At 69.7% G+C, this 15,213-nt stretch carries 12 protein-coding genes and 1 pseudogene; 7 read left to right on the top strand and 6 right to left on the bottom strand.

Features of this window, described 5'->3' with window-relative positions; translation table 11 throughout:
- The first annotated feature begins 18 nt into the window (after window positions 1-18).
- The 4 genes and pseudogenes from ACWGCN_RS15225 (at window position 19) to aroB (ending at window position 4,470) form a co-directional block, all read left to right on the top strand.
- The gene (locus ACWGCN_RS15225) at window positions 19-492 is read left to right on the top strand and encodes a prepilin peptidase (RefSeq protein ID WP_452457823.1); all 474 of its coding nucleotides are present in this window, start codon (window positions 19-21) and stop codon (window positions 490-492) included.
- Window positions 493-674: 182 nt separating this feature from the next.
- Window positions 675-1,883, top strand: coding sequence for a chorismate synthase (gene aroC / locus ACWGCN_RS15220; protein ID WP_387444442.1), 1,209 nt, complete (start codon window positions 675-677; stop codon window positions 1,881-1,883).
- Between the two features lie 56 nt (window positions 1,884-1,939).
- Window positions 1,940-2,485, top strand: a pseudogene (locus ACWGCN_RS15215) (shikimate kinase); the annotation flags it as partial.
- Between the two features lie 866 nt (window positions 2,486-3,351).
- Entirely contained in the window at window positions 3,352-4,470 is a 1,119-nt protein-coding gene (gene aroB, locus ACWGCN_RS15210; protein ID WP_101467074.1) for a 3-dehydroquinate synthase, read from the top strand.
- A gap of 106 nt (window positions 4,471-4,576) precedes the next feature.
- Here the strand turns inward: aroB and ACWGCN_RS15205 are convergent, their stop codons facing one another.
- The 5 genes from ACWGCN_RS15205 to alaS all read right to left on the bottom strand — a co-directional run bounded on the left by ACWGCN_RS15205 (window position 4,577) and on the right by alaS (window position 10,683).
- A complete protein-coding gene (locus tag ACWGCN_RS15205; protein ID WP_452457822.1) occupies window positions 4,577-5,020 on the bottom strand; it encodes a B-4DMT family transporter in 444 nt (147 codons plus the stop codon).
- Between the two features lie 108 nt (window positions 5,021-5,128).
- Window positions 5,129-5,947, bottom strand: a complete 819-nt coding sequence (locus ACWGCN_RS15200) for a shikimate dehydrogenase (RefSeq protein WP_378989021.1) — start codon at window positions 5,945-5,947, stop codon at window positions 5,129-5,131.
- Window position 5,948: 1 nt separating this feature from the next.
- A complete protein-coding gene (locus tag ACWGCN_RS15195; RefSeq protein WP_449966051.1) occupies window positions 5,949-7,475 on the bottom strand; it encodes an endolytic transglycosylase MltG in 1,527 nt (508 codons plus the stop codon).
- Window positions 7,472-8,020 carry a Holliday junction resolvase RuvX gene (gene ruvX / locus ACWGCN_RS15190; RefSeq protein WP_378989019.1) on the bottom strand — a complete coding sequence of 183 codons (549 nt, stop codon included), beginning with the start codon at window positions 8,018-8,020 and terminating at the stop codon, window positions 7,472-7,474. The genes ACWGCN_RS15195 and ruvX overlap by 4 nt, the downstream gene beginning before the upstream one ends.
- Window positions 8,020-10,683 (bottom strand): alanine--tRNA ligase, encoded by a 2,664-nt coding sequence (alaS, locus tag ACWGCN_RS15185; RefSeq protein WP_452457821.1) that lies wholly within the window; start codon window positions 10,681-10,683, stop codon window positions 8,020-8,022. The genes ruvX and alaS overlap by 1 nt, the downstream gene beginning before the upstream one ends.
- Window positions 10,684-10,779: 96 nt before the next feature.
- Here alaS and ACWGCN_RS15180 point away from each other — a divergent pair, with 96 nt between their 5' ends.
- Together ACWGCN_RS15180 and ACWGCN_RS15175 are read left to right on the top strand one after the other, a co-directional pair.
- Window positions 10,780-11,499: a helix-turn-helix transcriptional regulator gene (locus tag ACWGCN_RS15180; RefSeq protein ID WP_452457820.1), complete on the top strand. Its 720-nt coding sequence runs from the start codon at window positions 10,780-10,782 to the stop codon at window positions 11,497-11,499.
- 56 nt (window positions 11,500-11,555) lie between these two features.
- A complete protein-coding gene (locus tag ACWGCN_RS15175) occupies window positions 11,556-11,951 on the top strand; it encodes a nuclear transport factor 2 family protein (protein ID WP_378989016.1) in 396 nt (131 codons plus the stop codon).
- 12 nt (window positions 11,952-11,963) lie between these two features.
- On the opposite strand, the gene ACWGCN_RS15170 is transcribed toward ACWGCN_RS15175, so the two are convergent.
- Complete coding sequence (locus ACWGCN_RS15170) at window positions 11,964-13,340, bottom strand: replication-associated recombination protein A (RefSeq protein ID WP_378989015.1); 1,377 nt, start codon at window positions 13,338-13,340, stop codon at window positions 11,964-11,966.
- A 123-nt stretch (window positions 13,341-13,463) separates the two neighbouring features.
- Here ACWGCN_RS15170 and ACWGCN_RS15165 point away from each other — a divergent pair, with 123 nt between their 5' ends.
- Window positions 13,464-15,128 (top strand): alkaline phosphatase D family protein, encoded by a 1,665-nt coding sequence (locus tag ACWGCN_RS15165; RefSeq protein ID WP_452457819.1) that lies wholly within the window; start codon window positions 13,464-13,466, stop codon window positions 15,126-15,128.
- Window positions 15,129-15,213 lie beyond the last annotated feature (85 nt).

Genomic DNA, 15,213 nt, shown 5'->3' with positions numbered 1-15,213 from the left:
CCCAGCACGATCGATCCCATGACCACTGCCGCGTTCTGTTGCCTCATCGCCTGGTGCCTGCTGCTGGGCGTCATCGACATCCATGCCCGTCGCCTTCCCAACGCGCTGACCGGCGTGGGTGCGGCCGCGGTGTTCCTGTTCGCGTTCTCGACAGGGGAATTGGAGACCGCGGTGATCGGGGCCGCGCTGTTGACGATGCCGTATCTGATCGCCCACCTGCACTCCCCGGCCGCGCTCGGCGCGGGTGATGTGAAGCTCGCGGTGTCGCTCGGAGCTGCCACGGCGATCGCCGGTCCGCCGGCCTGGGTGTGGGCCGCGGTGGCCGCCCCGCTGCTCACCGCCGCGGCCGCGGCCGTGCTGCTCGGCGGTGATCGGCTGCGTGCGGTGGTGGGCCGTGGTTCGCGGCAGGTGCGCGCGGTACCGGCACGGCGGCTGGTGCCACACGGCCCCGCGATGTGCCTGGCCACCGTCACCGCGATGGCACTGGCATGACCGGCAGCGCGACGCGCCGAGACGAACCCTGTGATGGGGTGTTGCCTGCGGTCCGGAGCAGGCTGGTTCGGCCGGATCAGGGCGGCGGCCGCCACCGCGCGGCCCGGCTCGGCGCCGACGTGCCGCTCGTCACGTCGGCCCGCATTCCCGACTACACGTGTCGACATGGGAAGATAGTCGGCGTGTTGCGCTGGATAACTGCCGGAGAATCCCATGGTCCCGCTCTCGTCGCCCTCCTGGAAGGGATGGTCGCCGGAGTCGAGGTGACATCGGACGATGTCTCCGCACAGCTCGCCCGCCGCCGGCTCGGTTACGGGCGCGGCGCCCGGATGAAGTTCGAGGCCGACAAGGTCACCCTGGTCGGTGGCGTACGCCACGGCCGCACCATGGGTGGCCCGGTCGCCATCGAGATCGCCAACTCCGAGTGGCCCAAGTGGACCGAAGTGATGTCGGCCGATCCGATCGACGAGACCGAGCTCGCGGGAATGGCGCGTAACGCGCCGCTCACCCGCCCGCGCCCCGGTCACGCCGATTACTCCGGGATGCTCAAGTACGGCTTCGACGATGCCCGTCCGGTGCTCGAACGGGCCAGCGCCCGGGAGACCGCGGCCCGGGTCGCAGCAGGCACACTCGCGCGCAACTTCCTGCGCCAGGCCTTCGGTGTCGAGGTCATCTCGCATGTGGTGTCGATCGGCGCCGCCGCCAACACCACCGGCGTCACGCCGGGTCCGGCCGATCTCGACGCGGTCGACGCCAGCCCCGTGCGGGCGTTCGACGCCGACGCCGAGGCGGCCATGATCGCGGAGATCGAAGCGGCCAAGAAGGACGGCGACACCCTCGGCGGCGTCGTCGAGGTGATCGTGGACGGCCTGCCCATCGGGCTCGGTTCGTTCGTCAGCGGTGAGCAGCGTCTGGATTCGCGCCTGGCCGCCGCCCTCATGGGCATCCAGGCGATCAAGGGTGTCGAGGTGGGCGACGGGTTCGAGACCGCGCGACGACGCGGCAGCCAGGCCCACGACGAGATGCGTCCCGGCCCCGACGGCGTCTTGCGCTCGACCAACCGCGCGGGCGGCCTCGAAGGCGGCATGACCAACGGCGAAGCACTGCGGGTGCGCGCCGCGATGAAGCCGATCTCGACTGTGCCGCGTGCGCTGTCGACGGTCGACATGTCCAGCGGTGAGGAAGCCGTCGCCATCCACCAGCGCTCGGACGTGTGCGCGGTGCCCGCGGCGGCCGTGGTCGCGGAGTCGATGGTGGCGCTGGTGCTGGCGCAGGCCGCGCTGGAGAAGTTCGGCGGCGACTCGCTGGCCGAGACCGTCGACAACATCACCAGTTACGTCAAGCGGATCGGTAGCCGCCCACACGTGCCCGCGGACAGCCGTATCCCGTGACCGCGCAGGGGCAGGAGGGGACCGCGCCGGAGAGCGACGCGGGCCCCTCACCGGCGATCGTCGAGCCCGGAGCTCCTGACACCGGCGGTGACGACCGGACCGCGCCTGCGGCACGCGTGGTATTGGTCGGGCTGCCCGGCTCGGGGAAGTCGACCATCGGGCGCAAGCTGGCCAGGGAACTCGGGGTGGAGCTCTACGACACCGACGCGGGGATCGAGGCCGATACCGGCCGCACGATTCCCGACATCTTCGCCACCGACGGTGAGACGGAGTTCCGCCGGATCGAGGAACAGGTGGTGCGCCGTGCCGTGCTCGAGCACGACGGCGTGGTTTCCCTCGGCGGCGGTTCGGTGCTGTCCGAACGAACCAGAGACCTGCTGCGGGACGCTCTCGTCGTCTACCTGGAAATCAGTGTGTCCGAAGGGGTTCGGCGTACCGGCGCCAGCAGTACCCGTCCACTGCTCAACGGAGTCGACCCCGCTGCCAAGTATCGGGATCTGATGCGCGAGCGTCGCCCGCTCTACCGCGAGATCGCCTCCGTGCGTGTGCGGACCGACGGGCGGAGTCCGGGTCGGGTGGTGCGAATGATCCTGGCCAAGCTCGGTCTCGAATCGGTGCGCACCGATCTGCAATCTCCACGTGTGAACGCCGGAAACACCTCGCCCGCTTCGGGTTCGGTCACCGGCAGGCCCGGAACGGGCAGCAATCGGTCCAAGAACAGGCGACGCGCCAGGGCCCGCGCCGCCGCCGCACGCCGAAGCGGTGCCGACCAGACAGGTGTGGCGGCCATCGAACGCCGCGACGCCCCGGATGATCGGAACCGTTCGGGGCCAACACAATCCGCGACCGATCGGGCGGCAGTCGACGACACCACCGGCGCCACTCGCACAGCGGGTGCGGCGCAGAGTGAGTCACGCACGACCGCCGGTCGACGGTCCCGGCGTAGCAGGTCGCGCCGAGGCGGTGCGCGGATCCGGCCGGCAACCAGCGTGGCCACCCGGGAAACCGGCGGCTCGGTGGCCGAGAGTCCGGAGAGCCGCGCGAGCTCGAAATCAGAGGGCCGCGCGGGTACAGCCGAAAACCAGCCGGGCAACCGCGCTGCCGGCGCCGGGGGCCGGACGGGTAATCGCAGCACGCCGGGTAGTCGAGTAGGCGGCCGCAGCCCGGTCACGGGAGGCCAGGCGGCCGGTCGCAATGCCGGTCGCGGCAGGCGGACGGCGAGCCGTGAGGCAGGCGCCCCAGGGCGGGCCGGGCAGCGCGGTGGCGAGCCTGGCGGACCGTCGGGTTCGACTACCCCGGAATCCTCGGTGGAAAGCCGGACCGGGGTACCACAACAGGTGCAGCGGGCCGGACCATCCGGTGACGCGGAGCGTGGGACCGGCGCCAACGAACGCCGACGACGCGGGCAACCGCGGCGACGCGGCGGACGACACAATAACAATGACCAGAAAGAATCGGAGCAGCGCACGTGACAGAGCCGAACATCATCCAGGTTCGCACCGCCGACCCGTACCCGGTGATCATCGGCCGCGGACTGCTCGGCGATCTCGTCGAAGCGGTCAACGCGGGCAACGCCGTGCGGACCGTGGCGATCTTCCATCAGCCGCCGCTGGCCGAAACCGCCGAGGCGGTGCGTAAAGCACTGGCCGACACCGGGATCGACGCGCATCGCATCGAGATCCCCGACGCCGAGGACGGCAAGGAACTGGCCGTGGCCGGGTTCTGCTGGGAGGTGCTCGGCCGGATCGGCCTGACCCGCAACGACGCCATCGTGAGTCTCGGTGGCGGCGCCGCGACCGACCTCGCCGGCTTCGTCGCCGCCACCTGGATGCGCGGGGTGCGCATCGTGCACGTGCCGACCACGCTGCTGGCGATGGTCGACGCCGCGGTCGGCGGCAAGACCGGCATCAACACCGAGGCGGGCAAGAACCTCGTGGGCAGCTTCCACGAGCCCAGCGCCGTGCTGGTCGACCTGGCGACCCTGGAAACGGTGCCGCGCAACGAGATCGTGGCGGGCATGGCCGAGATCATCAAGGCCGGTTTCATCGCCGACCCGGTGATCCTCGACCTCATCGAGGCCGATCCCGAGGCTGCCCTCGACCCCACCGGCGATGTGCTGCCCGAACTGATCCGGCGCGCCATCCAGGTCAAGGCCGACGTGGTCGCCGCCGACCTCAAGGAATCGAGCCTGCGCGAGATCCTGAACTACGGCCACACCCTCGGCCACGCCGTGGAGCGCCGCGAGCGCTACCGCTGGCGTCACGGCGCCGCGGTGTCCGTCGGCTTGGTCTTCGCCGCCGAACTCGGCCGACTGGCCGGCCGTCTCGACGACGCCACCGCCGATCGGCACCGCACCATCCTGGAAAGCGTCGGCCTGCCCGTCTCCTATGACGGCGATGCGCTCCCCCACCTGATGGACGCGATGCAAACCGACAAGAAGACCCGATCCGGTGTGCTGCGTTTCGTGATCCTGGACGGTCTGGCCAAGCCCGGCCGACTCGAGGGCCCTGATCCGTCGCTGCTGGCCGCCGCCTACTCGGCCATCGCCCGCGACACCACCCCGGGCACGTCGCCGATCATGCTCTGAGATCCGCACTCTGGCACCTGTTCGCGCCCCGACACCGTGGTGGGGCGCGAACAGGTTCGAAGGGTCTGACTCGCGGCCGGTGCCGTTCCCGAGAGAACGACTCCGCTCAGTTCGCGGTGGCGAATTCGGGTTCCGCGGCGCCGGTGGCGGATTCGCTCGAACGGCGCGACCGCGAGTAGCTGAAGGCGACACCCGCCAGCGCGGGCAGGAAGATCAGCAGCAGGATGAACGATGCCGCGGACGTCAGTTCGTAGAGGATCCCGGCGTCGCCGAGTTCGATTCCGGGCACCTGATCGAGGACCCAGCACACGGCCGAGCTGGCCAGGCCCGCGCCGAACCCGGCAGCCAACCAGCGGACGGTGAGGCCGTCGGCGCCCGTGCGGCCGTCGCGCACGCCCCAGGCGACTACCACGGCGACGATGGCGAGCAGGCAGGCCGCGCGCCAGAAGGTGCCGTAGGTCGGCCAGGAGGCCATGACGAGGCCGAGCAGAACACGCAGGGCGACGACCAGCGCGCCGAGGACGGTGGCTCGTAACACCCAAGCGGTCATGAAGAACACCTTAGCGGGCAAAAACTAGAACCGGTGTCAATTCGACAGATCGGTCGGTGACGTCGAGGATTCGGCACCGCACTCGGCGGCAGCCACCGGAGCCGTCGCCTACTGCTGCGGAAGGGACGCTTCCAGCGCAGCGGCCATCGCCGCACGCGGCGCAGGTCGACCGGTGAACAGTTCGACCTGTCCGTAGGCCTGATTCAGCAACATCTGCAGGCCGCTGACCACCGTGTGCCCGGCGGCCTCGACCGCCGTTGCGAGGGGGGTCGGCCACGGGTTGTAGATCGCGTCGAGCACGACCGGTGCCACGGCTACCGCCGACGCGATCACCGCAGCCGCCTCGGCGGGCACCGTGCTCACCACCGCCGCGGCCGACGCGCACGCCGCGCGCACCTGCTCCCTGTCGAACGGCACGACCGCGGCCCGCAGGCCGAGACGGTCCGCCAATTCCAGTGCGCTGCGTGCCCGTCCGGCATCACGGGCGATCACCGTGACCTTCTTCGCCCCGAGTTCGGTCAGAGCAAGCAACGCGGGCCTGGCCGTTCCGCCGGCACCGAGCACGACAGCCTCGTCGATCGCCGAGACGCCACCACCGCGCAACGCACCGAGGACGCCGTCGACATCGGTGCAGTCCGCCGACCACCCGGCATCGACGCGCACGAGGGTATTGGCCGAGCCGACCAGCACCGCGCGCTCGGTGCGCTCGGCAGCCACCGCCAGCGCCGCTTCCTTGCCCGGCATCGTCACCGACAGCCCGACCCATTCCGGGCCCAACTCACCGACGAGCCCGGGCAACCGCGCGGCATCGCATTCGATCCGCTCGTAACTCCAGTCGAGGCCCAGCGCGCGGTAGGCGGCCAGGTGCAGCTGAGGCGAGCGCGAATGCGCGATCGGCTGACCGAGGACAGCGGCCTTGCGACCCATCTCAGCGCCCACTGTCGAGAATGCCGCTCTGCTCGGCCTTCACGATATTGCGCAGGTGCTCGGAGTAGCTCTCGGTGAACAGGGTGGTGCCCTTCTTGTCGATCGTGACGAAGTACAGCCACTTCCCCGGCTCCGGATTCTCCATCGCCTGCAGGGCTTTGAGCGAGGGTGCGGAGATCGGATTGGCGGGCAGACCCGACATCGCGTACGTGTTCCACGGCGTGACGGTGTTGCGGTCGGAGTCGGTCGTAGCGACCTCGGTCTCCTCCAGCGAATAGTTCACCGTCGAGTCGAACTGCAACGGCTGGTCGATCCGCAGCCGGTTGACGATGACCCGCGCGACCTTCGGCATGTCCGGTGCCAGCGCTTCGCGTTCGACCAACGAGGCCGCGATCAACGTCTGGTAGGGGTTGAGCTGGGTTTCGGCGCCCGAACGCAACAATCCGGTGGACTCGTAGAGCGCCGCGCTCGCGGTGATCAGCTGACGCAGGATCTGCACAGCCCCGCCGCTGGGATCGAAATCCAGGGTGCCCGCGGAGATCAGCCCGTCGAGCTGCCTGCGCCGGTCTGGAGCGGCCGCGACCGACGCCTTGGCCCAGTCGGGCACGCCGAGAGCGGCCAGGTCGGCACTGGCGCCCGCGGCATCGAGTTGCTCGTAAGTGACGCACTTGGCGGCGGAACCGGCGCCGAGGCAGCTGGCGGCGGCGATCTTGGTGTAGATGCCTTCCGTGGGGGCGCCGGTGTGGACGTCGCGCCGGTTGTGCAGCTGACGCCCCTCCGAGATCACGACGTTGCCGACGCGCGAGTCCTTCGACACCAGCGAGGTCACCGCGTGCGCGGCGGGACTGTTCTTCTGCACCGCATAGTACCCGGGCTGCACGCTGTTCATGTTCGAATTGCGCACGGCCGCTTCGTAAAACGCTTCCGAACTGGCGACGACACCCTTTTCCTTCATGGTGTCGGCGATCTGGGTGGCGGTGTCACCGGAGTGCACCTGGACCACCACGAGTTCGCCGGGCGGGCCCGCGAAATCCTCGGCGGGCGCGAGACTGCCCATCAGTTTGTACCCGGCGAAACCGGCGGCGGAGACGACCAGCACGACGAACACCGCCGCGATCACCCACATATTGCGGCGGCGCTTCTTGCGCTCAGCCGCCTTCCGCGAGGCGATCCGTGATTTGGCGCGTCCCGACGGCTTGTTCCGGCCGGGCGGCTTGTTCCGGCCGGACCCCGCGCGAGGACGGCCACGCTCGGCCGTCGCTGCGCGCTGCCCGACGCGACGCGGCGGAACGACCGGCTCCGGCTCGGGTTCCGGTTCGAGGACGTCTTCCAGGACCTGGTCGTCGTAGACCTCGTCCTCATAGCGCGGGATGACGTCGGTGCCGTCCTCGTCCCACTCGCCGCGATCCGGCGCCGCGTCCTCACGCACCGTGCGGGCATCGAGCCCCCAGTCGTCGCGGCGGGGGTAGCGCCGATCAGCTTCCCGAGCCCGGTAGCGTTCCTCGGCCCTGGTCCATCGGTCGGTCATGCATCGTCTCCGACCCTCGCCGTATCTGCTGCGTCCTTCAACACCGAACTCCGCTCGTCCAACCATCCTTGCAGAATCGACACGGCTGCCGCCTGATCGATCATCTGCCGCTGGCCACGTGCGCGAACTCCACTGTCGCGCAGCGCACGTGCAGCAGACACCGTAGTCAAACGTTCGTCGGAAAGGCGTATCGGAATCGGGTCGATCACCCGGCGCAACTGCTTGGCAAACTTACGCGCGATGGTGGCCGCGGTGCCGTTTTCGCCGCGCAGCGTGCGTGGCAGACCGATGATCACTTCGACCGCTTCGTATTCCCGCACAATGTCGGCAATTCTTGCGATATCGGCGGGTGGGCCCGCGCGCCCACCGGATTTGGCGCGCGCGACGGTCTCGACGGGGGTGGCGAGGATGCCGTCGGGGTCGCTAGAGGCGACTCCGATGCGCACGCTGCCCACGTCGATCGCGATCCGGCGGCCCCGACCCGGGTCGGTCTCCGGATCGGGGCGGTCGGCCGATTCCTCGCTGGACGAACCAGGGGTGGTCATCAGCCGGCGAGTTCGGCCACCCGGGCGCGGACCGCGGTCAAACCGGCCGGGATGCCCGACGGATCCGAGCCCGCGCCCTGCGCCATCTCCGGCTTGCCGCCACCACGCCCGGCGATACTCGGTCCGAAGGCCGCGACCAGATCGCCGGACTTGAAGCCGAGATCCTGGGCGGCCTTGTTCACGGTCACCACGAACGGCGCCTTGCCCTCGACGTTGCCGAGCAGCACGACCACGGCGGCCTCACTGCCGAGACGGCCACGGATATCGGTGGCCAGCGTCCGCAGGTCACCGGCCGACACACCCTCGGGCGCCGCGGCGGCCACCAGACGCACCGCACCGACCCGCTCGGCCTGCTCGGCGAAGGTGCCCGCCGACGACAGCACCGCGGCGATCTTGGTGCGCTCCAGTTCCTTCTCGGCCACCTTGAGCCGCTCCACGAGCTGCTCCACGCGCCCCGGCACCTCGTCGGAGGGCACCTTCAGCGACGACGCGACACCGGCCAGCAGCGCCCGCTCCTTGGCCAGGTACTTGTAGGAGTCGAGGCCGACGAAGGCCTCGACGCGGCGCACACCGGAACCGACCGAGGCCTCACCCAGCAGGGTGATCGGGCCGATCTGCGAGGAGTGCTCCACGTGGGTGCCGCCGCACAGCTCCATCGAGAACGGGCCGCCGATCTCCACGACGCGCACCTCGTCGCCGTAGTTCTCGCCGAACAGCGCCATCGCGCCCATCTTCTTGGCGTTAGGCAGATCGGTGACGAAGGTGTTCACCGGGAAGTTCGCGCCGACAGCGTCATTGGAGACGGCCTCGATATCGGCCTTCTGCTGCTCCGACAGCGCACCCTGCCAGTTGAAGTCGAACCGCAGGTAACCCGGCTTGTTCAGCGAACCCGCCTGCACGGCGTTGGGGCCGAGGATCTGGCGCAGCGCGGCGTGCACCATGTGCGTGCCGGAGTGGCCCTGGGTGGCGCCGCGACGCCAGGCCGGATCCGCTTGCGCGAGCACGACATCGCCCTCGGTGAGCTGGCCCGACTCGACGGTGGCCTTGTGTACCCAGACCTTCTTGGCGATCTTCTGCACGTCGTTGACCTGCAGCTTCACACCCGAGGCCGTGATGGTGCCGCGGTCGGCGATCTGACCGCCGGACTCGGCGTACATCGGGCTGCGATCGAGGATGACCTCGATGTCGCGGCCTGCCGTGGCCACCGGGACGCGCACGCCGTCGGCGATCAGGGCCAGCACAGTGGCCTCGGAGGTCAGCTCGTCGAAACCGGTGAACTCGGTGGCGCCACGGTCGACCAGTTCCTTGTAGACGGTGAGGTCGGCGTGGGCGTGCTTGCGAGCCTGGGCGTCGTCCTTGGCCCGCTTGCGCTGCTCGGCCATGAGCGAGCGGAAACCGTCCTCGTCGACGGAAAGGCCCGCCTCGGCGGCCATTTCGAGGGTGAGGTCGATCGGGAAGCCGTAGGTGTCGTGCAGGGCGAACGCGTCGGAGCCGGTGATCTGCTTGCCGCCCTTGGACTTCACCGCGGTGGCGGCGTTGTCGAACAGGGTCTCGCCGGTGTTGAGGGTCTTGAGGAACGCCATCTCCTCACCGACCGACACGGTCTCGATGCGCGAGAAGTCGGTGGCCAGCTCGGGGTAGGACGGCGCCATCAGGTCGGTGACGACCTTGATCAGCTCGGCCATCACCGGCTTCTCGGCGCCGAGCAGGCGCGCCGAACGCACGATGCGGCGCAGCAGACGGCGCAGCACATACCCGCGGCCGTCGTTGCCGGGGTTCACGCCGTCGGCGATGAGCATCGCGGCGGTGCGGGCGTGGTCGGCGATCACGCGGAAGCGCACGTCGTCGGTGTGCTCGACGCCGTAGGAGCGGCCGGTGAGTTCCTCGGCCTTGTCGATGATCGGGCGCATCAGGTCGGTCTCGTAGACGTTGTCCACGCCCTGCAGCAGGAACGCGACCCGCTCGACGCCCATGCCGGTGTCGATGTTCTGCTTGGGCAGCGGGCCGAGGATCTCGAAGTTGTCCTTGGAGATGCCCGCGCCGCGCTCGTTCTGCATGAACACGAGATTCCAGATCTCGATGTAGCGGTCCTCGTCGGCCTCCGGGCCGCCCTCGACGCCGTACTCGGGGCCGCGGTCGTAGTAGATCTCCGAACACGGGCCACACGGGCCGGGGATGCCCATCGACCAGTAGTTGTCGGCCATGCCGCGGCGCTGGATGCGGTCGGCGGGCACGCCCATCTCGAGCCACATCCGCTCGGCCTCGTCATCGTCGAGGTAGACGGTGACCCACAGGCGCTCGGGATCGAAGCCGTAGCCGCCGTCCTCCACGCTGTCGGTGAGCAGCGTCCAGGCCAGCGTGATGGCCTCACGCTTGAAGTAGTCGCCGAAGCTGAAGTTGCCCGCCATCTGGAAGAACGTGTTGTGGCGGGTGGTGATGCCGACGTTCTCGATGTCGAGGGTGCGCACGCACTTCTGCACGCTGGTCGCGGTGGCGTACGGCGGGGTCTGCTGACCGAGGAAATACGGAACGAACTGGACCATGCCTGCGTTGACGAACAACAGGTTGGGGTCGGCCAGGATCAGCGAAGCACTGGGGACCTCGGTGTGTCCGGCACGGACGAAATGGTCCAGGAACCGTCGTCGAATCTCGTGGGTCTGCACAAATACCCAGCCTACCGGGCCGGTGCGGGTGCTTTTTCATCGACCGGGGTGGTCCGCGCCACGCCGGTGGCACAGTGGATCGACGACAATCGCGTCGTGACGAAAACCGAGCGGCTCTACGCACTCGCCGAGGAACTGCGGGCCTACAGCCCGCGACCGCGGACCGCCCGGCAGCTCGCGGCCCGCTTCGAGGTGTCGACCCGCACGATCGAACGCGATCTGGCCGCATTGTCCCAGGCCGGGGTGCCGATCATGACCGTGCCGGGGCGCTCGGGCGGGTACGCGCTCGATCGGCATCGAACGCTCGCTCCGGTGAGTCTGACGACGGCCGAGGCCACCGCTCTCGCGGTGGCGTTGCCACGGTTGGCCGGTACGCCGTTCGCCGCGGCGGCGGCTTCGGCGGTACACAAGATCGTGGCGGTCCTGCCCGAACAGGACCGAGTGCGCGCTACCGCACTGGTGGAGCGGATCCGGTTCCTGCCGGTGGATCCGGCGAGAGCGGTCTCGCCCGCGATTCTCGACGCGGTGATCCGGCGGCGAGTGCTGCGCTTGGACTACGCCGACCGCGAGGGCGTGACCACCTCGCGGGAAGTGGAACCACTGGCGTTCCTGGCGGGCGAGGAGTGGTTTCTGTACGCCTGGTGCCGAATGCGGACGGGACTGCGGGGATTTCGGCTCGATCGGGTGCTGGCCGCCGATGTCCTGGACGAGGCGAGTCCCGAACGCGAGGTGGACCTGTCGGCGATCCCGACGGGGTTCGGCACGCTCATCGATGTGATGGCGATCACCGACACACCGTTGTCGCGCAACGACTGAATTCTGGATGACGCAGGCCGCCGCACCCGCCGCGGCCCGACTCGAAGGAGCAGTCCATGACAACCACGACCGTCACCGCCGATCAGCTCGCCGCGACCTGGACCGAGCTGTGGAACGGCAGCACCGAACTCGCGACGGCGTTGCTCACCGACGACTTCAGCATCCGGTTCGCCTCGCCGACCCGCGACATCGCCGACGCGCTGCGCGGGCCCGCGGCGTTCGCCTCGTTCGTCGCCGAATACCGGGCGCAGCGACCCGACGTCGGGTTCGTCGTCGATTCCGACGCGGTCGGCGGTCTCGATGCCACCGGCACCGGCACATTCGCTGTCCGTTGGCATTCAACCCACGACGAGATTCCCGCGCACGGCGGGATCGACGTCTTCGAAGCGGTCGGCGGGCAACTGCGCAAGGTGTGGTCGGTCGGTGGCGCCGGTCCGTTCACGCTCGACTGACCGCACCCCGCCTCACTTGCCTCGGATGATGCGGCGCAGCTTTTCCAGACGCGGGGCGATCGTGCGTTCGTTGCCGTGGTCGGTGGGCAGGTAGTAGTCGGTGCCGACCAGTTCGTCGGGTGGGTACTGCTGGGCCACGACGCCTTCGCGGTACTTGTGCGGGAACTTGTAGCCCTGGGCGTTGCCCAGCAGGGCTGCGCCGGCGTAGTGACCGTCGCGCAGGTACGGCGGGACGGCACCGGCCTTGCCGCGTGAGACATCGGCCATCGCCGTGCCGATCGCGGTGGTCACCGCACCGGATTTCGGGGCGGTCGCGAGATGGATGGTGGCCTGCGCCAAGGCGAGTTTGCATTCGGGCAGGCCGACCTGCTGGACGACCTGGGCGGCCGCTGTCGCGGTCTGCAGGGCCATCGGGTCGGCCATGCCGATGTCCTCGCTGGCGTGGATCATCAAGCGGCGCGCGATGAAGCGGGGGTCCTCGCCCGCGGCGAGCATGCGCGCCAGATAGTGCACGGCGGCGTCGACATCGGAGCCGCGAATGGACTTGATGAACGCGCTGATCACGTCGTAGTGCTGGTCGCCCGCCCGGTCGTAGCGGACGGCAGCCTTGTCGACGGTCGCCTCGACCGTTTCCAGGTCGACGGCGCCCTCGGTCGCCGACTCGGCCGACGCCTCCAACGCGGTGAGCGCGCGGCGAGCGTCGCCGCCCGCGATCCGCACGATGTGCTCGATCGCGTCGTCGCTGACGGTGTAGGCGTCGGCGAGACCGCGCGGGTCGCTGATCGCGCGGGCGAGGACCGCGCGGATGTCGTCGGGAGTGAGCGGTTGCAGTTGCAGGACGAGCGAGCGCGACAGCAACGGGGAGACGACGGAGAACGAGGGGTTCTCGGTGGTCGCACCGACCAGCAACACGACCCGGTTCTCGACGGCGGCCAGCAGCGCGTCCTGCTGGGTCTTGGAGAAGCGGTGGATCTCGTCGATGAACAGCACGGTCTGCTCGCCCGCGGCGAGCCTGCGCCGGGCGAGGTCGATCACCGCCCGCACCTCCTTCACGCCGGCCGAGAGCGCCGACAGCGCTTCGAACCGACGGCCGGTGGCTTGCGAGAGCAACGAGGCCAGCGTGGTCTTTCCGGTGCCGGGCGGGCCGTAGAGCAGCACCGATGCCGCCCCCGACCCTTCGACGAGCCGACGCAGCGGAGACCCGGGACCGAGCAGATGCGTCTGGCCGATCACCTCGTCCAAGTTCGCCGGGCGCAGGCGGACGGCGAGCGGCGCGCCGGAGTCGCGACGGAACACCGCATCGGCGCCGGGTTCGGCGGACGCGTGTTCGCCGGGCACGTCGAAAAGGCTGTCGCTCACGTTGTGCAGGGTACCGAGGCCCTCGGACATGTCCTGCGAAGCTCTCCAACCGACCCCGGAGATCGACCAGGACCTGCCACGTAGATGGACAGTTGACCAACAATCCCCGGGTCGACTTGCGCCCGAGCGATTCGTGGGCTGTGATCGCTGATCGTGGTCGAAAACAACAGCGCCGTAACCTCCCAGCCGGTCGGGTTCGCCCGCCGCACCCTGTTCGCCGGTTCCACGGCGGTCGCGGCGGTCGCGGTGCTGGGCACCGCAGCGGCCGCGCACGCCGCGGGTGCTGTCTTCCGGCACGGCGTCGCGTCCGGCGATCCGCTACCGGGCGCGGTCATCCTGTGGACCAGGGTCACGGTCGCCGAGGACGCCGCTCCCGGTTCCGGCCTCGGCGACGCGGCAGCGGTGCGCTGGGAGATCGCCACCGACGCCGGCTTCGGCACGCTCGCCGCGTCCGGCACCGTCACCGCCTCGGCCGACACCGACCACACCGTCAAGATCGACGCGACCGGCCTCACCCCCGGTGAGGACTACTTCTACCGTTTCACCGCGCTCGGCGAGACCTCACCCGTCGGCCGCACCAGAACAGCGCCGGCACCGGACAGCGAGGTCGACCGCCTCCGCCTCGGCCTGGTCTCCTGCGCCAACTGGGAAGCAGGCTGGTTCGGCTCCTACCGGCACCTGGCCGCGCGCACCGATCTCGACGCGATCGTGCACCTCGGCGACTACATCTACGAGTACGGCCGCGGCAAGTACACCGGCCGCAACGGCGCGGTCCGCGCACACGACCCGGCGAACGAGATCGTCACCCTCACCGACTACCGCACCCGCCACGGCCAGTACAAGACCGATCCCGACCTGATGGCCCTGCACGCGGGAGTGCCGTTCATCTGCACCTGGGACGACCACGAGTCGGCCGACAACTCCTGGCGCGAGGGCGCGGAGAACCACGACCCCGCCACCGAAGGCCCCTGGGCCGACCGTAAGGCCGCGTCCACCCGCGCCTACCTGGAGTGGATGCCGGTGCGCGCCACGCGCGCCGACGGCCAGGTGCAGATCTACCGACGCCTGCGATTCGGCACGCTGGCGGAACTGTCGATGCTGGATCTACGCACCTACCGTGACGAGGAGGCGGGGCCGGGCGGGGGCTGGCGCCACGCCGACGACCCGTCGCGCACCATCACCGGCCGCGCCCAGATGGCGTGGCTCACCGCGGGACTCACCTCCTCCCCCACCCGCTGGAAGCTGGTCGGCAATTCGGTGATGGTCGCGCCGCTGGTGTTCCCGCCACTGGAAGCGGCCACGACCCAGGCGATCACCGAGGCACTCGGTATTCCGCAGGGCGGGATCACCGTCAACGGCGACCAGTGGGACGGCTACACCGCCGACCGCACCACGCTGTTCCGGGCGATCGCCGACAACGAAGTGGGCGACGTCGTGTTCCTCACCGGCGACATCCATACCTCCTGGGCCGCCGACCTGCCGGTGAACGCCGCGAACTACCCGGGCGGACCGACTGTCGGCGCGGAGTTCGTGATCCCGTCGGTCACCTCCTCGAGTGTCGGCGACCTGCTGAAGATGCCCGCCCGCACCGCGTCGGTACCGGCGGAAGAGGCCATCAAGGCAGCCAACCACCACCTGCGTTACGTCGAGCTCGACTCGCACGGTTTCGGCGTGCTCGAGGTGACCGCGACGCAGACGCAGATGGACTGGTTCTACCTCGCCGATGTCACCGATCCCGCGACGGGCGTGCGCCACGGCGCGTCGTTCGCCGTTCCGGCGGGCGGTCGGCTCGAACCGCGGCCGACGCCGATGCCCTGACCGGGGTTCGCCGCGACGCGGCGGAAATCGGCGCAGAATTCTTCGGACAGGGTTGTCGATTGCGCCCGTGGTCGCTCGTCGAGTG

The organism is Nocardia sp. NPDC055050 (assembly GCF_053608345.1).
Note: the sequence above shows the minus strand (reverse complement) of the source record. Positions and strands in the feature narration are given on the sequence as shown.

What these genes read in the sequence shown, in the direction of transcription:
- ACWGCN_RS15225 (WP_452457823.1), top strand. Translation starts at nt 19, where the DNA reads ATGACCACTGCCGCGTTCTGTTGCCTCATCGCCTGGTGCCTGCTGCTG.
- ACWGCN_RS15205 (WP_452457822.1), bottom strand. Translation starts at nt 5,020, where the DNA reads ATGACCGCTTGGGTGTTACGAGCCACCGTCCTCGGCGCGCTGGTCGTC.
- ACWGCN_RS15200 (WP_378989021.1), bottom strand. Translation starts at nt 5,947, where the DNA reads ATGGGTCGCAAGGCCGCTGTCCTCGGTCAGCCGATCGCGCATTCGCGC.
- ACWGCN_RS15195 (WP_449966051.1), bottom strand. Translation starts at nt 7,475, where the DNA reads ATGACCGACCGATGGACCAGGGCCGAGGAACGCTACCGGGCTCGGGAA.
- ruvX (WP_378989019.1), bottom strand. Translation starts at nt 8,020, where the DNA reads ATGACCACCCCTGGTTCGTCCAGCGAGGAATCGGCCGACCGCCCCGAT.
- ACWGCN_RS15175 (WP_378989016.1), top strand. Translation starts at nt 11,556, where the DNA reads ATGACAACCACGACCGTCACCGCCGATCAGCTCGCCGCGACCTGGACC.
- ACWGCN_RS15170 (WP_378989015.1), bottom strand. Translation starts at nt 13,340, where the DNA reads ATGTCCGAGGGCCTCGGTACCCTGCACAACGTGAGCGACAGCCTTTTC.